General features: G+C 65.3%; 17 protein-coding genes and 1 CRISPR repeat array. Of the genes, 9 read left to right on the forward strand and 8 right to left on the reverse strand.

Annotation, left to right across the window (positions count from 1 at the left end):
- Window positions 1–179: 179 nt before the first annotated feature.
- Complete coding sequence (locus tag AC6RV7_RS02850; RefSeq protein WP_500092388.1) at window positions 180–1,022, reverse strand: HDOD domain-containing protein; 843 nt, start codon at window positions 1,020–1,022, stop codon at window positions 180–182.
- 226 nt (window positions 1,023–1,248) lie between these two features.
- Between AC6RV7_RS02850 and AC6RV7_RS02855 the strand changes: the two genes are divergently transcribed.
- The 5 genes from AC6RV7_RS02855 to AC6RV7_RS02875 all read left to right on the forward strand — a co-directional run bounded on the left by AC6RV7_RS02855 (window position 1,249) and on the right by AC6RV7_RS02875 (window position 6,700).
- A complete protein-coding gene (locus AC6RV7_RS02855; protein WP_500092389.1) occupies window positions 1,249–2,184 on the forward strand; it encodes an HDOD domain-containing protein in 936 nt (311 codons plus the stop codon).
- 120 nt (window positions 2,185–2,304) lie between these two features.
- Window positions 2,305–4,230 carry a hybrid sensor histidine kinase/response regulator gene (locus tag AC6RV7_RS02860; protein WP_500092390.1) on the forward strand — a complete coding sequence of 642 codons (1,926 nt, stop codon included), beginning with the start codon at window positions 2,305–2,307 and terminating at the stop codon, window positions 4,228–4,230.
- A gap of 454 nt (window positions 4,231–4,684) precedes the next feature.
- A complete protein-coding gene (locus AC6RV7_RS02865; protein ID WP_500092391.1) occupies window positions 4,685–4,966 on the forward strand; it encodes a hypothetical protein in 282 nt (93 codons plus the stop codon).
- Between the two features lie 110 nt (window positions 4,967–5,076).
- On the forward strand, window positions 5,077–6,366 hold the full coding sequence (locus AC6RV7_RS02870) for a tetratricopeptide repeat protein (protein WP_500092392.1): 1,290 nt from the start codon (window positions 5,077–5,079) through the stop codon (window positions 6,364–6,366).
- Entirely contained in the window at window positions 6,323–6,700 is a 378-nt protein-coding gene (locus AC6RV7_RS02875) for a hypothetical protein (protein WP_500092393.1), read from the forward strand. Before AC6RV7_RS02870 ends, AC6RV7_RS02875 begins: the two co-directional genes overlap by 44 nt.
- A 93-nt stretch (window positions 6,701–6,793) precedes the next feature.
- On the opposite strand, the gene AC6RV7_RS02880 is transcribed toward AC6RV7_RS02875, so the two are convergent.
- Together AC6RV7_RS02880 and AC6RV7_RS02885 are read right to left on the reverse strand one after the other, a co-directional pair.
- Window positions 6,794–7,720 (reverse strand): HDOD domain-containing protein, encoded by a 927-nt coding sequence (locus tag AC6RV7_RS02880; RefSeq protein WP_500092394.1) that lies wholly within the window; start codon window positions 7,718–7,720, stop codon window positions 6,794–6,796.
- 211 nt (window positions 7,721–7,931) lie between these two features.
- Window positions 7,932–8,495 carry a S24/S26 family peptidase gene (locus tag AC6RV7_RS02885; RefSeq protein ID WP_500092395.1) on the reverse strand — a complete coding sequence of 188 codons (564 nt, stop codon included), beginning with the start codon at window positions 8,493–8,495 and terminating at the stop codon, window positions 7,932–7,934.
- A 246-nt stretch (window positions 8,496–8,741) separates the two neighbouring features.
- Between AC6RV7_RS02885 and AC6RV7_RS02890 the strand changes: the two genes are divergently transcribed.
- Together AC6RV7_RS02890 and AC6RV7_RS02895 are read left to right on the forward strand one after the other, a co-directional pair.
- Window positions 8,742–10,310 carry a hybrid sensor histidine kinase/response regulator gene (locus AC6RV7_RS02890; RefSeq protein ID WP_500092396.1) on the forward strand — a complete coding sequence of 523 codons (1,569 nt, stop codon included), beginning with the start codon at window positions 8,742–8,744 and terminating at the stop codon, window positions 10,308–10,310.
- Window positions 10,307–10,948 carry a response regulator gene (locus AC6RV7_RS02895; RefSeq protein ID WP_500092397.1) on the forward strand — a complete coding sequence of 214 codons (642 nt, stop codon included), beginning with the start codon at window positions 10,307–10,309 and terminating at the stop codon, window positions 10,946–10,948. The genes AC6RV7_RS02890 and AC6RV7_RS02895 overlap by 4 nt, the downstream gene beginning before the upstream one ends.
- 52 nt (window positions 10,949–11,000) lie before the next feature.
- Window positions 11,001–11,614: a CRISPR direct-repeat array (repeat unit 36 nt; unit sequence GCTTCAACGGAGCCGCGGTCGTGAGACCGCGGAGAT).
- A 419-nt stretch (window positions 11,615–12,033) separates the two neighbouring features.
- Here the strand turns inward: AC6RV7_RS02895 and AC6RV7_RS02900 are convergent.
- The 3 genes from AC6RV7_RS02900 to AC6RV7_RS02910 all read right to left on the reverse strand — a co-directional run bounded on the left by AC6RV7_RS02900 (window position 12,034) and on the right by AC6RV7_RS02910 (window position 15,257).
- On the reverse strand, window positions 12,034–12,498 hold the full coding sequence (locus AC6RV7_RS02900) for a threonine/serine exporter family protein (RefSeq protein ID WP_500093007.1): 465 nt from the start codon (window positions 12,496–12,498) through the stop codon (window positions 12,034–12,036).
- A complete protein-coding gene (locus AC6RV7_RS02905) occupies window positions 12,495–13,274 on the reverse strand; it encodes a threonine/serine exporter family protein (protein WP_500092398.1) in 780 nt (259 codons plus the stop codon). The genes AC6RV7_RS02900 and AC6RV7_RS02905 overlap by 4 nt, the downstream gene beginning before the upstream one ends.
- 108 nt (window positions 13,275–13,382) lie before the next feature.
- On the reverse strand, window positions 13,383–15,257 hold the full coding sequence (locus tag AC6RV7_RS02910; RefSeq protein ID WP_500092399.1) for a TonB-dependent receptor plug domain-containing protein: 1,875 nt from the start codon (window positions 15,255–15,257) through the stop codon (window positions 13,383–13,385).
- Between the two features lie 468 nt (window positions 15,258–15,725).
- Between AC6RV7_RS02910 and AC6RV7_RS02915 the strand changes: the two genes are divergently transcribed.
- Both AC6RV7_RS02915 and metH read left to right on the forward strand, forming a co-directional pair.
- Window positions 15,726–16,874, forward strand: coding sequence for a homocysteine S-methyltransferase family protein (locus AC6RV7_RS02915; RefSeq protein WP_500092400.1), 1,149 nt, complete (start codon window positions 15,726–15,728; stop codon window positions 16,872–16,874).
- Between the two features lie 20 nt (window positions 16,875–16,894).
- Complete coding sequence (metH, locus tag AC6RV7_RS02920; protein WP_500092401.1) at window positions 16,895–19,606, forward strand: methionine synthase; 2,712 nt, start codon at window positions 16,895–16,897, stop codon at window positions 19,604–19,606.
- Between the two features lie 217 nt (window positions 19,607–19,823).
- Here metH and AC6RV7_RS02925 read toward each other — a convergent pair whose 3' ends face one another.
- Together AC6RV7_RS02925 and AC6RV7_RS02930 are read right to left on the reverse strand one after the other, a co-directional pair.
- Window positions 19,824–21,047 (reverse strand): endo-1,4-beta-xylanase, encoded by a 1,224-nt coding sequence (locus tag AC6RV7_RS02925; protein WP_500092402.1) that lies wholly within the window; start codon window positions 21,045–21,047, stop codon window positions 19,824–19,826.
- Between the two features lie 256 nt (window positions 21,048–21,303).
- Entirely contained in the window at window positions 21,304–21,714 is a 411-nt protein-coding gene (locus AC6RV7_RS02930) for a Dabb family protein (RefSeq protein WP_500092403.1), read from the reverse strand.
- Window positions 21,715–21,731: the final 17 nt, after the last annotated feature.

A 21,731-nucleotide genomic window follows, 5' to 3' on the forward strand; every position in this document is an offset into this window, starting at 1 on the left:
ACCGCCGGCTGACTGCAAAACTCGGGCCGCAAAAGCGCATCACCGAACAACCTTATTCATATTAACCTGTTATAGAGAATTTTCCCGCCGATTCAGGTGCGAACGCGCCGCGCGTAGCGAATCGGCCGCGCAGCCGGCAATAATTGCCGTCCGGCCAGCCGGGTTGGTTAACCACGTCCTCAGCTCACTGCCGCGCGCAATGGTCCGAACGACTCGAGGCCCTGTCGCAACGCGTCGTCCACTTGCTCCTCGTCCAGGTCGAGATCCCGGCACGCGGCGACGCCGCCGGTCCAGTAATCCGATTCTCCCGGCAGGCCATGACCTCCCCGCTCGGCGGCTCCGGCCGCGAGATTGAGCAACTGCGCCAGCGGCGGGGCGCCCGGCACGACGAGATATTGCTGCTGAATCGCCGCAATGGTCGCCAGTGGGAAACGCCACTCCTTCAGGATCACCGCCGCCGCCTCGCAATTCGACATGCCGATGAACTGCGTTTCCCAGTCGCCCAGCCGGCCATTTTCGCGACCGCGGTAGCGCCCGTTGTAGGATCCGTTCCGCGTCAGCCGGTCGAGGGCAACCTTGCCCACGGAGCGCAGGAGCCCCGCCGTGTAGGCGACCTTTGTATCCATCCCAACCCTACTCGCCAGCGATTCCATCAGGAGAGCCGTCAGCAGCGAGTTTTCGCGCAGCGTCGCGCCCGCGATGCCGTAAAGCGCCAGATCGTGATCGGCCAGCTGCGACACCGCCGCCAGCCCGACCAGCCGGTAAACCTCCATGTAGCCGACCCGCGCCAGCGCCTCGTCCAGCGAGCCGTAGGGCTGGCCGGGGTTGTAGTAGACGCTGTTGCTGATGCGAATGATCCGCACGGTCAGCGCCGTGTCGCGGCGCAGCAGTTCGGTGATTTCGCCCATGTCGGAATTCGGATCGAGCAAGAGCTGCCCGAGTTGCGACATGATGCGAGGCGCAGCCGGCAGCTGCTTCACGACATGCAGCAGCGTCTCGCGCGGAATCGGCGTGGCGATCATGCGGGATGCTATCGTCTCATCTGGCCCCAAATTGAAAGAAAACCGCGCCGCAGCGGCCGGTCGCAGCCGACGCAAGACTTCCGCACTTGGCGTGCCGGCGCCCGTGATGCCGGCAAGCGGGAGAGCCGGTCGAGCGCATTCCTCCCTCAAGCCGCGAAGGCGCGGTCCGATTTAGCGTTCCGTGCCCAGGAGCGCGGGAGATGCCCCCGCGTTCGACTCCACCCGCATGCTCCTCGAAACACCCATTCCTTTCGCGACCTCCTCCTCCCAGCCACCCTTCTCCGACGACGCGGTTCGCCGGCGCATCGACGCCTGCCCCAAGCTCGGATCCCTGCAAAGCATCAACCGCGCACTGAGCGATCTCGTGCATTCGGAGCAGAGCCTGAATTCCCAGATCGCGGAGATCATCCGCCGCGATCCGTCGCTCGCCGCACGCCTGCTCCGGATGGTGAACTCCGTTTACTTCGGCCTCTCCACCCGCATCAACAACATCGAGGAAGCCGTTTTCTTCCTCGGTCTGCGCCAGATTCGCGAGCTCTCGATGGCGACGCCCGTGATCGAGGAGCTGGAGCGCCTCCAGCGCAATTCCCACGCCGTCCTCCCCTGGAAGGACCTCTGGAGCCACAGCATCGCCACCGCGATCGTCACCCGCGACATCCTCGCGTCGACGTCGCTCCAGATCGACGACGACACCGACTATCTCATCGGCCTGCTGCACAATGTCGGCAAGGTCGTCATGGCCACCGCGTTTCCCGACGAGTTGCAAAAACTGATGACCATGCCCGCGCGCACGCCGGCCGAATTCTGCAAATTCGAACGCGAGCTGATCGGCTGGGACCACGGCCAGATCGGCGCGCACTACCTCAGCCGCCACCAACTCTCCGACGAAATCGTCAGCGCCGTCCGCTATCACAACAACCCCGCGGCCGCGCCCCAACACCAGCTGTTTGCCGCCGCCGTGCAGGTCGCCGATCACCTCGTGCGTCACGCGGGCATCACCGGCGGTTTCGAACCCGTCGCGCATATCGAGCACGACTCGTGGCTGCTGCTCGACGGGTGGAAAATCCTCTACGAAGCCGACGCGCCGGAAACCATGCTCGCGCGCGCCGCTCTCGCCAACACCCTCAGCCGGCTGCCGTCGATGCTACAGGGCCTGCTGTGAGCCGCCCGCCCCATCCTTCCCGCCGTCGCTCCGCGAAGGCGCCCGAGCCAGTGTCATACATTATATGACACTCTGTTTGGACGCTTCAGATCGGGCGCGGTGCACCGATAAGCAGGAGGTATGTCTGTCGTGATGGGCGATTCCGTCGCCGGCGTCGCGCCTTCGCCGCCGGCAGAGAACTGGCTCGGGCCGTGGGAAACCAGCGCCGACCCGGTGTATTGCCATGACTTGGACGGCCGCCTGCTCGCCGCCAACCTGTCCTTTGCGCGTAAGTTCGGCCGTGCGCCGGCGTCGTTGCCCGGGGCCGTCGTGGCGGAGTTTCTTCACCCCGACGACGTCGCGGGCATGAACGCCGCGCTCGCCGACGTGGTGCGGCCGCCGCACCGCGTCACCTGCGAAAACCGCTGGCTCACGCCCCAGGGTGTGCGCTGGTTCGCCTGGGAGAAGGTGGCCCAACTCGATCCGTCCGGTGCCGTCCTCGCCATCCGGGCCGTCGGCCGCGACATCACCCGCCAGCGTCTCGCCGAGGAACAATTCTACCGTCTGTCCCGCGCCGTCGAGCAGTCGCCCGTCTCGATCGTGATCACCGATCTCGACGGCCGGCCGCAATACGTGAATCCCAAGTTCACCGAGGTCAGCGGCCGCACGCTCGAAGACATCCTCGATCGGCAGCTCGAAGTGCTGCGCGACGGTCATCCCGACGAGGCGTCGTATCAAAAATTCTGGGAAACCGTGCGCGGCGGCGGCGAGTGGCGCGGCGAGCTTTGCACGCGCCGGCCTGACGGCGCCACCGTTTGGGAATCCGTCAAGGTCTCGCCCATGCGCAATCCCGCCGGCGAGATCACCAATCTGCTCTGCCTGCGGGAGGACATCACCAGTCGCAAGGCCCTCGAGAGCGAGCTCCGCCAGGCGCACAAGATGGAGAGCCTCGGCACCCTCGCCGGCGGCATCGCGCACGATTTCAACAACCTGCTCGCAATCATCCACGGCTACTCCGAGTTCTGCCTTCAGGGCGGCGCCGACCAGGCGATCCTGCAGAAGAGCCTGCAGGAGATCCACCGCGCCGCGCAGCGCGCGAGCGGCCTCGTGAAACAAATCCTCACATTCAGCCGGAAGGCGGAGATCCGCTACGCGCCCGTCGATCTCAACCAGCTCGCGCGCGACCTGATCGCGCTCATGGCGGAAACGTTTCCCCGCACGGTGACGTTCCAGCTGAATCTCGCCGAAAAGCTCCCGCCCCTCCTCGCCGACCAGACGCAGATTCAGCAGATCGTGCTCAACCTGTGCGTCAACGCCCGCGACGCCATGCCGCAGGGCGGTGCGATCGCCGTGAGCACGAGCGTCAGGCTCGGCGCCGAGTTGCAGTCGCGGCACCACGCGGCCGAGCCGGCCCGGCGCTACGCGTGTCTCGACGTCACGGATACGGGCACCGGCATGACGCCCGAGGTGCGCGCGCGGATCTTCGAGCCATTCTTCACGACGAAGGCCGCCCACAAGGGCACCGGCCTGGGCCTCGCCGTCGTCTACGGCATCGCCACCAGCCATCAGGGCTTCATCGACGTCGACAGCACGCCGGGCGTGGGCAGCACCTTTCACGTTTATCTGCCGCTCGCGACGGAGACGTCCGCGACCGCCGCCACCGGCGGGTCCGCGGAGTTTCCCGCCGGTTCGGAATCGCTCCTGGTCGTCGACGACGAGACCTCGCTGCGCGCGCTGCTCTCCGCCGCTCTCACCCGCAAGGGTTATCGGGTCACCACCGCGGCCACCGGCCTGGAAGCGATCGAGACGATCGGCGACACGAACCAGAAACTCGATGCCGTGCTGCTCGACCTCAACATGCCGGGCACCAATGGCGTGCAGGTGTTGAAAGTCCTGCGCGCGTGCCGACCGGATCTGCCGGTGCTCGTCATCAGCGGCCACATCACGCCGGATGTCCGCACGGAGTTCCAGCAGTTGAACCAGCGGGAGTTTTTGCAAAAACCCTACCGACTCGATGAAGTCGGCCGGCGTCTGCGCGCGCTGCTGGATCAGACGGCGAAAAAATAATCCGCGCTCCGCACGAGCGGGAGAGCCCCGGCGATTCGCCGGGCCGGCAATTTGCGCTCAGGATTTCCCGCGATGCGCCGATAACCAGCGTTGGGCGAATACCGGACAATCCATCACATGGACTGCCGTATTATCAATGAATCAACGCGAACCAACGTCCGCACCGTTTGGTGCGGGCCAGGCATTGCCTTGCCTGGCACTGTTGCTCCTTACGCTGCTGGCCGGCGTCCGTGGCTGGTCACGGCCCACGCTGCCACCACGGACTGCCAGTCACATCCAACCTTATCTCGTCGCGCTCGGGGCTCCGCCTCTGCGCTTCGACGAACTCACACCACCTCCCGATCTTGTCACGCGGCCGCCGGCCGGGGCGCCGCCCCAGCCCGTTGAGGCCGCTGACGTCGCCAACCCTCTGACCAACACCACCGCCGCTCCTGCCGTTCCAACGGCGGATGTCATGGCGCCGCCCGTCGCCGCTTCCAACGTTCCCGTCGTTCCCGGTCCGGTCGTCGAACCTGCCGCCGTGGACTCCGAACCCGCCGTCGCGCCGACCCGCACGCCGCCGCCGATCATTCCCGACGAGCTGCGACCGCAGGCCCGCCCCGAAGACTTCCTGCCCTTCTTCCAGATTCCTTCGCCCGCTGGCGACGCCACCGTCATCGTGCCGGTGCCCCGCGCCCCCGCGACCGCCGCTCCGCTGCCGCCAAGCTCGGCGACTTACACGCAAACACCTCGATGATTTCCCGCACCCGCTCGTCGCCGGCTCGCGCCCGCGCCCGAGAGCTCCCGTCCGCTTCTCTCCGCCATGCCGGACGGCGGGCTCTCGCGCATCGGCCCTCCGCCACGGCCTTGTTGCTGCTTGCGCTCGGCCTCGTGACGATTCCGGGACGCGCGGAGGACTCCGCTCACGAGCCGTCCGCGACCTCCGGGCCGGAGTCACCGGTTGCGACGACCCCGCCCGCAGCGACGTCGGACCAGCCGGCGGAAACCGGCGGCTTGAGCGAACGCGAAAGCCAGGGGCTCGTGAACCTCGGCGGCAGCCTGACCGAGCGCGGCGACTACGCGGCGGCGGAGATCGCCTTCCGCCAGGTGCTCAACGGCGACGCCCCGCTGCCGCAAACCAAGCGCGCCCTGCTCGGTCTCGCGCACATGCACCGCAAACAAGGTTCGCTCACCAAGGCCGCCGCCATCTACGAGCGTTACCTCAAGGACTTTCCTGCGGATGACCGCGTGCCCGACGCCCTCCTCGAGCTCGGCCGCACGCTGCGCGACATGGGCACCCCGCGGCTCGCCATCGCGCGTTTCTACAACGTCATCAACTCGACGCTGAAACTTCCCGCCGACAGCGGTTTCGGGCACTACCAATTGCTCGCCAAAACCGCGCAGTTCGAGATCGCGGAAACGTATTTCCAATCCGGCGACTACGCCGAGGCCAACAAGTTCTTCTCCCGGCTGCGCATGCTCGACCTCGCGCCGACGGATCGGGCTCGCGCCCATTTCAAAGCCGCGTTCGCACTCCAGCTCGACGGCGATTTCGCCGGCGCGGTCACCAGCCTTCGCGCCTTCATCGACCAATGGCCGGATGACGAGAACATCCCCGAGGCGCGCTTCCTCCTCGCGACCTCGCTGCGTCGCCTGAACCGCCCGCAGGAGGCGCTCACTGCCACCCTCGATCTGTTGCGCGCCGAACGCTCGCGCTCGCAAGCCGATGCCAAGCGCTGGGCTTACTGGCAACGCCGCACCGGCAACCAGCTCGCCAACGAATTTTTCCAGACCGGCGATTTCCATAACGCGCTTTCAATCTACAGCAGCCTCGCCGCGCTCGGCACGGACCTGACGTGGCGCCTCCCGGTAACCTATCAGGTTGCCCTCTGCTACGAGCGCCTCGGCGATCTCGAGCGCGCCTGCGCGACCTACCGCGCCATCGTCGCGGACGCCGGCGAACAGCCCGCCCCCGACCTCGCCGACGTCGTGCGCATGGCGCAGTCGCGGCTCGCACATGTCGACTGGCGCGACGCGATCAATCGCCGCGTCGCCACCCTCTTTGATTCGACTACGGGGCAAGACATCCCCACTCCTGAAAAACCCGTCGCCAATGACACCCACCGAAGCTCTGCGTCAGCACCAGCTGCTCTGTGACGAACTGCACCAGTTCGCGCTCGAGGAAAACCGTTTTCTGCGGCAGCACCAGCGTCCGCTCGCATCCGAACTGCTGGAGCGCAAACGCACGCTGCTGACGAAGCTCGACGAGTCACTGTCGGCATTGCGCACCGTGCCCGCCGGCCGCGTGAAGGAGCCCGAGACTCGCGATCTGCTCGAGCAAACGCGCGCCCGCATCCTGCAGATTCTCCAGCTCGACAAGGAAAACGAGCAGCTTCTGCTCCGCTACAGCCTCACCGGCCCGCGCCCCGCCGCGACGCCCGCGAGTCCTTCGTCCGCGCTCCTCCAGAAAATCTACTCGCGCATTTCCTGAACGGATTGCGCGGTGAATCCCGACGTCCCCCGTCGGAATCTTTATCTGCTCGCATTCGCCGGCCTCGCCCGCCCTCCGGCAGTCGCGTGCCGATCAACGCGGAGGCAGCGAAAACTCCATCGGGAAACGCGATCCCGCGCGCGGCGCCGGAACGCTGACTTCCAGGAGCGAGCTCACCTGCTTGAGCTTTTCTTCGACCTCGATGGCCAGCCCGGGCAAATCGCCCGGCCTGACTGGCACCATCTGCAGCACGGCGTCCGCCGGCAGAGCGATCTCTCCCCCGGCACTGCACACCATGCTTCGCAGCCATTTCGCGCAGTGCAGCAGGCACGCCATCCGGGTGTGCGCCGCGCACGCGCGCGGAGCATACTGCCACCGCACCGGTTCGCACATCGGCCGCGGAAATTCCCAATGCTGCAGCAGCGCCGCGCCGGCGTCGGCCTGGGTGAAACCAAGCGCCGCCCGCTCCTGTTCCACCGCCTCGCGGGGGAAGCCCGCGGAACTGAAACGCAGACCCGGACGATTCCGCAGCGCCCAGTCGTCGATCGCGACCATGCCGAGGCTGTGCAGTAAACCGACCGTATACGCGACATCGCGATCCTGACCGGTCCGCAACGCGAGGGCCTCGGCCGCCAGCGCGCCGGCCACGGACAACCTCCACAGATCGTCCGCCTCGATTGAATACACCTCGAGCGGGCGAACCAGCACCTGCGCGGCGACCGCGTAGGAAACCAGTTCGTAAACCTGATCGTAGCCGACGCGATTGACCGCCTCGTCGACGGTGAAGCAGCGGACGCCTTTGCTGTAATAGGCGCTGTTGCCGACCTGCAACACGCGCGCGGCGATCGCAGGATCGAGACGGATCAGCGCCACGATCTCCGCCATCGAGGAGTTCACATCGCCAAGCAACTGCTTCAACCGCGGCAACACCTTCGGCGCCGAGGGCAGGTGCTTCAGCTCACGCACGATGTCATCAGGCGTGAACGCACCAACGGGCGAAGCTGCAGGATCCGCGATCATGGGGATGATCCCTCATTTCGGCGCAAACCTCGCGGACTTTCGCGGAATATTAAAGAAGCGTCAAAATCCGCAGCGGGATTGGTAAACCACCGACGGCCGCGGATTTGGCAGAACGTTTCAGCGACAAAGGCGCGCGTCGGGCGCAATCCATTGCCGCCCGACGCGGATGCCTTTGTCTACTAACACCACCAACACTGATCCGGAAAAGATTCTAGCGGCCCAAGCTCGCGACCCGCGCCCCGTGACGGATCTGCTCGTTCAACGCGATCCGCGCGACCATCGCCTTCGGCAGCGCGCCGGTGCGCGACGAAAACGCCTGGGTGATGACGCCGACGAGGTTGTTCTCCGTCACGGTCTCGACGTCCTCACCGTCGTTGTTCAGCCCCGCTGCGACCCAGCCATAGGGCGTCGGACGCACCAGCATGTGCGCCACCGTCTCGCCGCGACGAGTCCTGTAAACCACCGGCAGTCCCGGCCGCAGCCGTTCGTAGCCGCCGGCGCGAATCACCACCGCGGTGCCGTCCACATAAACGGGTTCCATGGACGCGCCCTCGCCCTGCACCGCCACGCAGCCGCGCTGTGCTTTCGCTGCGCGTTCCGCTGCCGCCAGCTCCGTGCCGCGCTCCACGATCTGCGGCAGCGGCGCGTTCTCGGCGAAAAGCGCGAGGTTGCTCTCGTTGACCGCAGTCGTGTTGCACCCGCTCAAGCCGAAGGCTGCGATCGCCGCCACCCCCGCCCACGCCAGCCGGACGAAGCGGCGCGAAAGCGAAGGCAACCGGGAAGAAAAGCGGGGCGTTGCAGGCACGCGCCCAGCCTAGGCCACCGCGTCGAATCCCTGTATCCGTGTCGCCCCGTAATTCGCGCTCGCATTTTCCGCTGAGGGATTTCCCTAACTCAAATCGGGAGTATTTTAGCGTCGCTAGCAGCGGTTTATCGCCTCGTCCCAAATTCGCCCGGGGAAACACCTCAGGCTTGGCGGACGTGGGCTTTGGCCTCAGCCTCCGTTCACCTGCTTCCTTTCATGACTCGAGTGCTTCACGCCGAGGACGACCCGCAGATTGCCGACATGGTCCGCCTGCTCTTCGAGCGTTCGGACCGGGACATCGTGCTCGATCATGTCGACGGCGGACACAAGTGCCTCGCGGCGATGCAACGCGGCGGCTACGACCTCCTCTTGCTGGACCTGATGATGCCGGACCTCGATGGCTTGCAGGTTCTCGGCGAACTCACCGCGCGTTTCGATCCGACGCCGGTGATCATGGTCAGCGCGCAGGGGCAGCACGAACTCGCGGTCCGCGCGCTGCGCGCCGGGGCGGTGGATTGCATCGACAAGAACTCCGCCGATTTCCGCCGCATCTCCGAAATCGCCGCGCGCGCGATCGAACGTCAGCGCCGCCGGCACGCTGTCGCAATCTCCCCGCGCGTCCACCGCGTGCTGTTCGTCGAACCGGAAGTGTCGAACCGCGCCGACGTCGCCGCATTTTTCGCCACCCACGCCTCGCGCCTCCAACTCGAACTCGTCGCACCGCAGGCACTGGCCGAGCTCCTCCGCTCCGGTCAGGAAATCGACGCCTTCGTGCTCGGCCCCGGGCTGCGCGATATCCACCTTTTCGATACATTGCGCCAGCTGCGATCCCTCGCCGAAGAGGTGCCCGCCCTCGTGCTTTCCAGCGACCGCTCAGCCGAGACGGCGATCATCGCCCATCAACTCGGCGCGCTGGATTATCTTTTCCACGAACCCGGCTGCCTGCCGGAGCTCGTCTTCTCCCTGAACCACGCCTTGCGCCGCGCCGACACCGACCGGCTCAACGCCCGTCTCTCCGCCGAGCTCACCGAGCTGAACCGATCGCTCGCGGACCAGGTCGCCGAACGCACGCGCGACCTGCAGGCGCAGATCGCCGTCCGCGAAGCCGCGGAACGCCGTGCCGAAGACCACGCCGCGCGCTTGCAGGCGCTTTCCAACCGGCTCCTGCGCATCCAGGAGGACGAACGTCACGCGATCGCGCGCGAGCTCCACGATCAGGTGGGCCAGTTGCTCACCGGACTACGTTTTCAACTCGAAGCGGCACGCACCCGCCCCGCCGCGCTCGACGACGCCCTCGCCGTCACCGACGACCTCCTCCGCACCGTCCGCGAAATGACCCTCCAACTGCGGCCGCGGATGCTCGACGATTTCGGACTGCGGCCCGCGCTGGAATGGCAGGTGAACCGCTTCCAGACTCAGACCGGTATCGCGGTCGAACTCGACGTCGCCCTCCCCGACCAGCGGCTGAGCGCGACCCTCGAAACCACCACTTACCGCATCGTGCAGGAAGCGCTCACCAACGTCGCCCGCCATTCGGGTGCCCGCGCGGCCGTGGTGACCGTTGCGGCCGACGAACACGCACTGCACGTCGAAATCTCCGACCGCGGCCGCGGCTTTGACGCCACCGCGGCGCTCGGGAAACACAACTCGATCGGCCTCGCCGGCCTCACCGAACGCGTGAACCTCGCCGGCGGGATGTTGGAAATTTTTTCGCAGGCCGGCCAGGGCACGCGCATCCATGCGGAATTTCCGCTCGCCGCTGCGGCCGCCTCCTCCGCCCCATGATCACTGCCCTCATTGCCGACGATCACGAAATCGTTCGTCGCGGCCTTCGCACGATTCTCGAAACCGACGGCGCCTGCACGATCGTCGGCGAAGCGGCCGACGGGCTCGCTGCGGTGCAGCTGGTGGAAAAACACAAGCCGGCGATTCTGATCCTCGACCTCAACATGCCGCGCCTGCACGGGATCGAAGTCCTGCGCCAGACGCGCGCCACGAGTCCACACACGCGCGTGATCGTGCTCTCGATGCACAACGACGAGGCTTACGTGATCGAGACGCTGCGCGCCGGCGCGATGGCGTATATATTGAAGGGATCGGAATCGCAGGAGATTTCGCGCGCGCTCGCGGAAGTGCTCGCCGGCCGGCGCTTCCTCAGTGCGCCGTTGTCCGAATGGGCGATCAACGCGCTCGTCGCGAAACCCGCCGACGCCGGCGATCCGCTGCAGGCGATCACGCCGCGCGAGCGGATGGTGCTGCAACTCGCGGCCGAAGGTGCGAGCAACAGCGAGATCGCGGAGAAGCTGTTCATCAGCCCCCGCACCGCGGAGACGCACCGCACGAACCTCCTGCGCAAGCTCGGCCTGCAAACCCAGACCGACCTCGTCCGCTTCGCGATCCGCAAGGGTCTGATCTCGCCGTAAGCGCGGCAGCGGCATCAACGCAATGAAACACTGCGCCGAGACCTCTGAACGCTCGTCAACGGGGCCGCGGTCGTGAGACCGCGGAGATCGCCTTCCGCGATCACTGTTTTGGTGATAGCCCCAAGCTTCAACGGAGCCGCGGTCGTGAGACCGCGGAGATCGATGTTTCCGCCGTCCGACACATCGAGCTTGACGTTGCTTCAACGGAGCCGCGGTCGTGAGACCGCGGAGATACAGAAGTTTCGAGCGCGGAAAGACTCTGCGCGGAAATCCCTTCAACGGAGCCGCGGTCGTGAGACCGCGGAGATGGCCGCACCGTGCTCAACCAGAAGCGCGCCGTCGTCCTTCAACGGAGCCGCGGTCGTGAGACCGCGGAGATGGCGAGAAGCTGCGTCTGACGGATTGCGTTCTCACCGCTTCAACGGAGCCGCGGTCGTGAGACCGCGGAGATTCGGCAGTATTTCGTGCCGTCAGTGGCGCAGGACGCGCTTCAACGGAGCCGCGGTCGTGAGACCGCGGAGATTCCAAAACGACATCGTCGCCGCGCGCGACGAACAGGCTTCAACGGAGCCGCGGTCGTGAGACCGCGGAGATCGGCGCCAACGCCTACACGCTCGAGCGCACCGTCCTGCTTCAACGGAGCCGCGGTCGTGAGACCGCGGAGATAGCTTCGCTCGCGCCGGTCCCACACGATCGACACCCCGAGCCGGTCGCGCATGAATTCGATGTCGCGTTTGATCGTGCGCACATCGACCTCGAACTCTCGTGCCACTGACTCCGCCGTGATGCGGCCTTCGTGCCCCAGCCGCTCGTGGATGCGCACCACCCGCTCGAAACCGCCGCGACCGCACGAACGTGGCCGGCGACTCAACTTCGTTGAGGTTCCCGCCGCCTGCAACGGCCGCACGGCCGACGCAACGCCTGTCGCCGATGCAGGGGTAGACGGCGTCTTTGCGCGTTTCTTACGCGGCGCGGCGACTTGCTGGACAGTCGGCACGGCTGCGTATCACGCAGACAATTTACATCAGAGACAAGCCTGTAGCCAGAAATCTGCGATTTTCCCGCCGCCCGTATCGCAAGGATCACTACACCACCGGCCGGCGGCGGAAGTAGATAAGGCCGGGCATCGCGAGACCGATCGCCAGCGCTGCCACGACGAAAAATGCCCGCAGGCCGGAGTTGATCGCCTGCGTCAGCAGCGCCTCGCTCGCGCCTTTCTGATAGATCTGCTGGATTGTGATCAGCATCGTGAAGAGCGGCACGCCCGGAATCATCGGGATCACCGCCGCCACCGTAAATACCTTCGGGTGCGCGCGCAGCCGCCGGGCCTGCCACACGCCGATGAAGCTGATCGCCGATGCCGCGATCAACGTGCCAACCTCCACCGGCACGCCCGCCCGCAGCAGGAGAAAACGCAGGCCGTGCGCCACCGCGCCGAGCAACGCGCAGTAAGCGAGCACCGAACGCGGGACGTTGAACAACATCCCAAACCCCACCGCCGGGACCGCGGCGAGTGCCATGTCTTCCAGCAACTGCAACACGAGTGTCACAGCCACCCCCAGATTTTCCACAGGCTCATCGCCGCCACGATGCCCGTGCACGTCGCGCCCGAGAGCAGCAACGCGAACATTCCGCGCGAGATGCCGGTGTTGATATAGCCTTTCACCATGTCGGACACGGAGTTGATCAATGGATACCCCGGCACGAGCAGCAGCACGCTCGCCGCCATCGCGACCCGCGGCGTCTGGCTGAAATCATACACAAACCCAATCGCCGTCACCGAAGTGGCCACGAACGCCGTCGCGCCAAAGACGATCAGCGGGCTGAAATGCAAATGCGCCAGCAACTGCCGCGCCACCATCGCCAGGCCACTGGCTACCGCCACCAGGCCGCACGCCGCCCAGTCGGCATGGTTCAACCGCGCGAAACACGCACACGACAAACCGACCATCACCGCCACCAGCCAGCGCGGATGATGCAGCGGCTGCACCGCCAGCAGCCGCTCGCGATACACCACGCGGTCGATCCGGCCGGCCTCCGCCTCGAGCACCAGCCGCTGCACTTCCATGACAACGTGCATGTTGATTCCGCGATCTTCGTTGCGACGCACCGTGGTCTTGCTGCGGCCACGGATCCGCGCGGTGACGGTCACCGCATTCGCCATCAACGCCACCTCCACCCGCTCCGCGCCGAGCGCGAGGCCGACGCGCCGCGTCAGCGACTCCACCAGCGCGCTCTCCGCGCCGTGTTGCAACAGACGCAGCGCCGTCTCCGCGCACAGCGGCGCGATGTCCATCGGGTCCGGAGGCGTGGCGGTGACACTCATGACGGGAGGCAAATCGTAGCGCCGACAGCAGAACCGAGCCGCGGCGCGGAGCAAGGCTCGTTCGCAGGCCGGCGGATGTCCGGCCCGCGACGATTTTTCGCGACGTTTCTAGAAGCTCCAGGTCGCCCCCGCGAAGACGCCGCGGCCCAGCGCGGGATAGCCGTTCACTTCCTCGTAGCGTTCGTCGAACAGGTTCTCGACGCGGGCCGTCAGCGTGAGCCGCTCGTTGAGTTTCCATGCGACGTAAAGCCGCGCGACCGTGTAATCCTCCGCGTCGATCGTCTGGAACGTCGCCGCATCGACGTCGCGTCGATCGGCGACGAAGGCGACGCCCGCACCCGCACTGAAGCCGCGGCCGAGTTCCCGCCACACATCCGCGGAAAACGAATGCCGCGGTCGCCGCACCAGCCGGATCGCCTGCGTGAGGTTCTCCGCCTCGAGATACGTGTAGGCGACGCGCACGTCGGCGACGCTCGCGGTTTTCGTTTCAAACGAGAGCTCGAGTCCGCGGGTTTTCGCCCGCTCGATATTTTTCACCGTGCTGGGAAACACCGCGAAATCGTAAGTAATCAGATCGCGGAAACGCGTCTCGAACCACGTCACGCCCAGCGTGCCGCGTTGCTCGGGCAGATAATAATCCACCCCCGCATCCCAGCCGCGCGCCCGCTCGGCCCGCAGGTCCGGATTGCCGGCGTAGAACGCACTGCGACCATAGAGATCGAGAAAACTCGGCGAACGAAAGGCCGTGCCGTAGCTGCCCCGAAGCTTGAGCGTGCGCTGCGCGACGAGCCACGCCGCCGTCGCACGCCCGGTGGTCGCGCGGCCGAACGTATCATGATCGTCGCTACGGAAACCGGCGGTGAGGAAAATCTCGTCGGTCGGCGAAAACTCGTCCTGCGCGAACACCGCGAGCAGCGTCTGCTTCTTGTTGATGTCGCCAAAGCCGGTGTTGCGCGTGTGATTCGCCTCGGCGGTGACGCCGGCCGTGAAACGGTGCCGCTCCACGCCGGTGTAGGTCGACTGCCAGTCCAGCACGCCGCGACGGTTTTTCACGAGCGTTACCTGCGTGAAACCCGACGGCGACGGGTTCTCGGAAACGAAGCGGCGGTCCTGTCCGCCGATCGTCACGCGCGACCTGAAGGCCGGCGCGGGCGCGAACTCCGCAAACGCGGTCGCGAGGAGATTATTTTCCCGCTCGTGATTGTCGGGATCGTTCGTGTAGCGATCGCCGGGATCGGCGTAGTTGCCATGGAAATACCGCAGCGTGCCGCCAACCGCCACGCGCTCGTTGAGCGTGCGGTCGAGCCGGAGCACCGCGTTCGCATTCGTGAATGCATTATTCGGCCGTTCGTTGTCGGAGTGGCCGCCGCGCGCGGAAAAACTGTAGCCCCACGCGTCGCGTTCGCCTTGAGCCGTCAGCGAGCCCTGGATCGTGCCGAAGGAACCGCCCTCCGCGCCGATACTCGCCGTGGGTTCGCCCGCGCCGCGCTGGGCGCGGAGCGACACGACGCCGCCCACCGCTTCGCCGCCGTAGAGCGTGCTTTGCGGACCGTGCGCGACTTCGAGGCTGTCGCACGCGCCGACGCAGCCGCCGCCGAGGAAGAGTTGATAATCGGTGTTGGGATCGTTGAACCGGAGCCCGTCGACGAGGAACAGCGTCTGGTTCGAATTCGCGCCGCGAAGAAAGAGCGACGACAACGCGCCGGGCGCGCCCGACGAAAAATGCGGCGCGCCAGCCACGCCGCCGAGCGCCTGCGCGAGCGAGGTGAGTTGCCGCCGCGCCAGATCGGCGGCGTCGATCACGTCGAGCGCCGTGCCGATCGTGCGCGGCGCCGCGGGCGTGCGCGTGGCCGTGGTCACGAGCGGATCGAGCCGCTCGATCGCCGCGCCGGAGTCCTGCGCGCGCGCAAAAAGGCCCGCGAACGCGGCGCCGAGAATAAGGAGGAACGGTCCGCGGAGGACCGACCGGGAGGATTGTTTCATGGAGGTCTGCTTTCGCTGGCGGCAAGAGCAGACACCGTCCGTTTCCGGGGCGGCTACTCTCACGCTTCATTTTTGCGATGAAGTTTTCGCGATCGACGCGCGCAAAAAACCAACACGTCGAACGCGTGAGCACCCCGGGACGGATGTTCGGACTCCGCATGTCTCGCCGGCGCCAACCGGCTTCCTCACCCGATCGCCTTCACCTCCGGTCGAAACCGGAGACTGGCTTTCCCGCGCAAAACTGCGCGGCACTGGCTTGGCTTGATGCGTTACCGCAGCGCAACTGTGGCCGGATTTCACGGCCTTTCCCGCTGCCCGGAGCTTTCCCAAAGAACGAAGCGCAGTGCATGCCCCTCGGCCGTCGCGGGCAACCCGTTTTCTTGTGCACGGATTGCCGATCGCTGCGTGCTTTTGGCGCTGCCTTGCGAGGTCATGAAGCTACAAATCAACGCATCCGCATTTCAAGATATGTTTCTTGCAAAGTGTATCAGCCGGGAGCAGCTTTCGCGCATCATGGCCGCCACCGATCCCATTCCCTCCCGCGCCGAACTTGCCGCGCGCGCTGCCGCCTCGACCCGTGATTTGTCTGCGCTGTTTGCCTCGCGCATCGTTGTCCTCGATGGCGCGATGGGCTCGCTGATCCAGACGTTTGGCCTGCAGGAAACGGATTTCCGCGGCGAGCGTTTCAAGTCCCACCCGCACGATCTGAAAGGCGACAACGATCTCCTGTCGCTCACGCGCCCCGACGTGATCGAGGACATCCACGGCCGCTATTTCGCCGCCGGCGCGGACATGGTCGAAACAAACACCTTCAACGCGACGACCATCTCGCAGGCCGACTACCAACTCGAGAGCGCCGTGCGCGACATCAACCTCGCGGCGGTCGCCGTCGCCCGCCGCGCCGCGCAGAAAGCCGAGGCCGCCACACCTGGCCGTCGCTGTTTCGTCGCCGGCGCGATCGGTCCGCTCAACCGCACGCTCTCGATGTCGCCCGACGTCAACCGACCCGATTATCGCGCGGTCACGTGGGACCAGGTCGTCACCGCGTATCGCGAGCAGATCGAGGCGCTGCTCGATGGCGGCGTCGACGCGCTGCTGGTGGAGACGATTTTCGACACGCTGAATTCGAAAGCCGCCCTCTTCGCGGTCGACGAGGTCTTCGAGGCGCGCGGCTACCGGCTGCCGGTGATGATTTCCGTGACGATCACCGACGCGTCGGGCCGCACATTGTCCGGGCAAACGATCGGCGCATTCTATAATTCCATCCGCCACGCAAAACCGTTTTCCGTCGGCATCAATTGTGCGCTCGGCGGTCGCGCGATGCGGCCCTACGTCGAGGAACTCGCCTCGATCGCCGAATGCTACGTCACCTGCTATCCGAACGCCGGCCTGCCGAATGCGTTTGGCGGTTACGACGAAACGCCCGCCGACATGGCCGGTGTGCTCGGCGAGTTCGCGCGCAGCGGTTTCGTGAATCTCGTCGGCGGCTGCTGCGGCTCCACGCCCGATCACATCGCCGCGATCGCGGCCGCGGTCCGCGGACTTCCCCCGCGCCAGCCCGCCGCACCGAACCGGCGTCTGCAACTCAGCGGGCTCGAAGCGCTCGCCGTCAACTGAACCTTTCTGAACCTCCCGTAATGTCCACGGCCCCCGACCAACCGACCGGTTCGCAATTCCTCGTCATCGGCGAGCGCACCAATATCACCGGCTCACCCAAATTCGCGAAGGCGCTCAAGGCCGGCGATTGGGATGCCTGCCTCGCCATCGCCCGCCAGCAAGTCGAGAACGGCGCCAATATCATCGACATCAATGTCGACGAGGCGCTGATCGACGGCGAAGCGACGATGGTGAAGTTCCTCAACCTCATCGCCGCCGAGCCGGAAATCTCGCGCGTGCCGGTGATGATCGATTCGTCGAAATGGTCCGTGCTCGAAGCCGGCCTGCGCTGCCTCCAGGGCAAGGGCATCGTCAACTCGATCTCGTTGAAGGACGGCGAAGGGGAGTTTCTCCAGCGGGCGCGGCTGATTCGGCGTTACGGCGCCGCAGCGGTCGTGATGGCGTTTGACGAGCAGGGCCAGGCCGCTAGCCGCGACGAAAAGGTGCGCATCTGCACGCGCGCTTATAAACTGCTGACCGAACAAATCGGGTTTCCCGCCGAGGACATCATTTTCGATCCGAACATCCTCACCGTCGCCACCGGCATCGAGGAGCATAACAACTACGCCGTCGATTTCTTCGAGGCCACGCGGATCATCAAGCAGACACTGCCCGGCGCGAAGGTCAGCGGCGGTGTCTCCAATGTTTCCTTCTCTTTCCGCGGCAACAATCCCGTCCGCGAGGCGATTCACAGCGTTTTCCTTTATCACGCGATCGCCGCCGGCCTCGACATGGCGATCGTCAACGCCGGCATGCTTGGTGTTTATGAGGAGATTCCGCGCGATCTGCGCGAGCTCGTCGAGGACGTGCTGCTCAACCGCCGCGCCGACGCGACCGAGCGGCTCGTCAAATTCGCGGACGCGCTCAAGGAGCAGGCCGGCGGTGGTTCAAATCTGAAATCTGAAATTTCAGATTCCGGCTGGCGCAGCCGGCCGGTGGAAGAACGGCTCAGTCACGCGCTGGTGAAAGGCATCGATGCCTTCATCGAACAGGACACCGAGGAGGCGCGCGCGAACACCGCGAAATATCCGCGGCCGCTCGCGATCATCGAAGGCCCGCTGATGGACGGCATGCGCATCGTCGGCGATCTTTTCGGCGCCGGAAAAATGTTTCTTCCCCAGGTCGTGAAGTCGGCGCGCGTGATGAAAAAATCCGTCGCCTACCTCACGCCGTTCATGGAAGAGGAAAAACGCCAGCACATCGCCGCCGGGGGCGCCGCCCGCGCCAACGGCAAGATCGTGGTGGCGACCGTCAAGGGCGACGTCCACGACATCGGCAAGAACATCGTCGGCGTCGTGCTCGCGTGTAACAATTACGAGGTCACCGATCTCGGCGTGATGGTGCCGTCCGACAAGATCCTCGCCAAAGCCCGCGAGCTCGGCGCCGACGCGATCGGGCTCTCCGGACTCATCACACCGTCGCTCGACGAGATGGTGCACGTCGCGAAGGAAATGAAGCGGGAGAATTTCAGCGTGCCGCTGTTGATCGGGGGAGCCACGACCAGCGGCGCGCACACCGCCGTGAAGATCGCGCCCGAATACGAGCACGGCGTCGTGCACGTGCTCGACGCCTCACGCGTGGTCAACGTCGTCAGCGCACTGCTCTCCCCGACGCAGAAGCCCGCTTTCGTCGCAGAGAATGCGGCCAAGCAGCAGCGTCAGCGCGACGAATTCAACGCCCGCCGCACGCGCAAGCCGCTGCTCTCGCTGGAGCAGGCCCGCGCGCGCCGCCCGCAGTTCGATTGGAGCGCGATCGATATCCCGCGTCCGGAGTTCTTCGGCACGCGCATCTACTCGACCGAAATCACCGACGGCACCCACCCGCTGCAGCTCGCTGAGATTGTCCCTTTCATCGACTGGGGTCCGTTCTTCAGCGCGTGGGAGCTCCACGGGCGTTTCCCGCAAATCTTCGACGACGCCACCGTCGGCGCCGAAGCGAAGAAGCTGTTCGACGACGCGCAAAAACTCCTCGCGCGCATCATCGCGGAAAAGCGTTACACTGCAAAAGCGGTGATCGGCTTCTGGCCGGCGAATGCGGTCGGCGACGACATCGAAGTCTACGCCGACGAATCGCGCAGTCGCGTGCTCACGCGGTTCCACCAATTGCGACAGCAGATGGAAAAACCGGCAGACCAATTCAATCATTGTCTCGCCGATTACATCGCACCGAAGGACAGCGGCCGCCTCGACTATATCGGCGGCTTTGCGGTGACCGCCGGCCACGGCGTCGAAGCGCTCGCGCTCGAGTTCAAGGCCGCGCATGACGACTACTCCGCGATCATGGCGCAGGCGCTCGGCGACCGGCTCGCGGAAGCGTCAGCGGAGTTTTTCCACAAACGCGCCCGCGAAGCCTGCGGTTTCGGTCGCACCGAAAACCTCTCCTACGAGGACCTCATTCGCGAGCGCTACCGCGGCATCCGGCCCGCGCCGGGTTATCCTGCGTGTCCGGATCACACGGAAAAGCCGATCCTTTTCGATCTGCTCAACGCCACCGCTGCGACCGGCATCGTGTTGACCGAAAGCTGCGCGATGACCCCCGCGAGCAGCGTGAGCGGCTGGTATTTCAATCATCCCGAGGCGAAGTATTTCGGCGTCGGCAAACTCGGCCGCGACCAGGTCGAAGACTACGCCGCGCGCAAGGGCCAGACGATGGCCGAAGCCGAACGCTGGCTCGGGCCGTATTTGGATTATTGATGCAGCGGCGGCTCAGGCCGAATTGACCACGAAAGACACGAAAAACACGAAAACCGATCCGGAGTAGCCCACGGAACACACGGAAGACACGGAAAAATCAGACCGGCCGGACACGGAACGCCTTCTTCCGTGTATTCCGTGGGCTCCGATCGATTGGGCCTTTCGTGTGTTTCGTGTCTTTCGTGGTTCTTTCAGAACCGCGCCCCATCGACAGCACTCAACGCAGCGTGACGGTGGCGCGGCCGTCGGCTTTGTGGAGCGTAACCGTTTTGGTTTTTCCCGCGGCCGTCACGCGGTGTTCGCCGAAGAAGGCGGGCACTTCGCAGCGACCGTTTGCATCGGCCTGACCTTCCCACTTCGTCCACCAGTCACGGAAGATGAGATCGCGATACGCTTTCGCGGCGGGCGTCGGCGTCCAGTCACGCTTGTAGAGCGAAGACTGCGGGATCCAGTTCGCTCCCTCCCAAAAACCCCACATCAGAATCCCGCTTACTGCCGGGTGCGCGAAGCAGATCCGATAGTAATCCACGATGTCGCGCGCTTTCGCCTCTTCCTCCGCCGGCGTGATCGGCATTTCCTCGTGCTCGTAGAATTTCGAGCGCTGTCCAGGAAGATTGAACTCGGTCACGCGGATCGGGAGTTTGAACTGCGCGAGCACATCCAGCGCGTGACGCAGCGCGTCGCGGTCAAACGAGTCGCCGTGCAAATGCCCCTGCACGCCGATGCCCGCGATCGGCACGCCCTGCGCGAGCAGCTCGCGGATCTGTTGCACGTAATCGTCGAGGCGATTCCCCGTGAGGATGTCGTAATCGTTGAGAAACAATTTCGCCTCCGGGTCCTTCGCGTGCATCCACGCGGCCATGTCTTTCGTGATCTGCGGACCCAGCCGCTCCGCGTAGAAGTTTCCGTGAATCATCTCGTTATTGAGATCGTATTCGACGAAGCGTCCGCGGTAGCGCGAGGCGATGTCCTTCGCCCGCGCCTCGAGCGTCGCGCGCAGTTCGTCGTTGCTCATCGTCTTCAGCCAGGGCTGCACAAACTGATCGATGCCCCAGAAGACATTGTGCCCGCGCAGCGGCAGCCGGTGCTCGTCGGTCCACCGCAGGATCGCATCGACGGTCGCGTAGTTCACCTGTCCGCGCCGCGGCTCCATCGAGAGCCACTTGAGCGCATTCTCCGTCACGGCCGCATTGAAGTTTTGCAGAAACACTTCGCGGTAGCGCTTCGCGTCCGCGGCCGGCATTTTGCCGTCAAACGCCTGGTTCGCGAGCGCTGCGCCAAACCAGAATTCGTGCCGCACCTGTTCGATCTTCACCTTCGCGCCGGGGCGAGTCTCGATCACGAGCGTGCCGGTGCGGTGCTCGCGGATCGACGCGTCGAGCGGGTCGTTGTTCATGGCGGGCGTGGTGGCGAGCGCCGCGGTCGTGGTCAGGGCAACCATGAAACCAAAGCGAGCGAACGCGCGAATCAGCGAAGAAGTATAAATCATCGGGGATGGGGTTGCCCAGCGAGACGCGGCCCGCGGCAAAAAGATGCTCGTTTCGTCCTCGCGTGTGTCTCCGCCGAACTGAGTTCGCCAGCGATCCGGACGCGAGTGGCGCCGCCTCCCCCCTCGTCTCTCCGTGCTCTCTGTGTCCGAGCTCTGTGCCCTCTGTGGCCTATGTCTTGCTCGACCACAGACAACTCCACGCCCCGCCTCACACCGCCATGACGTCGTAAACGACGACCTTCGACCACAGGTGCGAGCAGGTCTTCACGAATTCGAGGTGCAGCGGATGTTTCTGATAAATGTCCTGTCCCTCGACATCGTCGAAGCCGAGCAGCTCGGACACGCCGTAACTGTTGTCCACCACATCGCGTTTCTCCGTGCTCGCCGGCACGCCCACATGAAACGCGCGCACCGTTTCGATTTTCTCCAGCTTGCGGATGCCCGAGATCAAAGCCTCGCGATCCGCCGCCGACTCCGGGTTCTTCAGCCAAAAAAACACGTGATGCACCAGCTTCGGCAGCGCCGCCTTGCCGGTGGACGGCACCGCGGCCGCGGCAACGGCGGCCGTGCCCAGCGTGACGGCGGAGGTGAGAAATGCGCGACGGGTTTGTTCGTTCATGGGAGGAAAGGGTTCAC

Source organism: Opitutus sp. sgz309028, from assembly GCF_059821195.1.

Excerpts from the sequence above, each read along its gene's own strand:
- AC6RV7_RS02850 (WP_500092388.1), bottom strand. The coding sequence starts at position 1,022 with ATGATCGCCACGCCGATTCCGCGCGAGACGCTGCTGCATGTCGTGAAG.
- AC6RV7_RS02855 (WP_500092389.1), top strand. The coding sequence starts at position 1,249 with ATGCTCCTCGAAACACCCATTCCTTTCGCGACCTCCTCCTCCCAGCCA.
- AC6RV7_RS02860 (WP_500092390.1), top strand. The coding sequence starts at position 2,305 with ATGTCTGTCGTGATGGGCGATTCCGTCGCCGGCGTCGCGCCTTCGCCG.
- AC6RV7_RS02865 (WP_500092391.1), top strand. The coding sequence starts at position 4,685 with ATGGCGCCGCCCGTCGCCGCTTCCAACGTTCCCGTCGTTCCCGGTCCG.
- AC6RV7_RS02875 (WP_500092393.1), top strand. The coding sequence starts at position 6,323 with ATGACACCCACCGAAGCTCTGCGTCAGCACCAGCTGCTCTGTGACGAA.
- AC6RV7_RS02880 (WP_500092394.1), bottom strand. The coding sequence starts at position 7,720 with ATGATCGCGGATCCTGCAGCTTCGCCCGTTGGTGCGTTCACGCCTGAT.
- AC6RV7_RS02890 (WP_500092396.1), top strand. The coding sequence starts at position 8,742 with ATGACTCGAGTGCTTCACGCCGAGGACGACCCGCAGATTGCCGACATG.
- AC6RV7_RS02895 (WP_500092397.1), top strand. The coding sequence starts at position 10,307 with ATGATCACTGCCCTCATTGCCGACGATCACGAAATCGTTCGTCGCGGC.
- AC6RV7_RS02905 (WP_500092398.1), bottom strand. The coding sequence starts at position 13,274 with ATGAGTGTCACCGCCACGCCTCCGGACCCGATGGACATCGCGCCGCTG.
- AC6RV7_RS02910 (WP_500092399.1), bottom strand. The coding sequence starts at position 15,257 with ATGAAACAATCCTCCCGGTCGGTCCTCCGCGGACCGTTCCTCCTTATT.
- AC6RV7_RS02915 (WP_500092400.1), top strand. The coding sequence starts at position 15,726 with ATGTTTCTTGCAAAGTGTATCAGCCGGGAGCAGCTTTCGCGCATCATG.
- metH (WP_500092401.1), top strand. The coding sequence starts at position 16,895 with ATGTCCACGGCCCCCGACCAACCGACCGGTTCGCAATTCCTCGTCATC.
- AC6RV7_RS02925 (WP_500092402.1), bottom strand. The coding sequence starts at position 21,047 with ATGGTTGCCCTGACCACGACCGCGGCGCTCGCCACCACGCCCGCCATG.
- AC6RV7_RS02930 (WP_500092403.1), bottom strand. The coding sequence starts at position 21,714 with ATGAACGAACAAACCCGTCGCGCATTTCTCACCTCCGCCGTCACGCTG.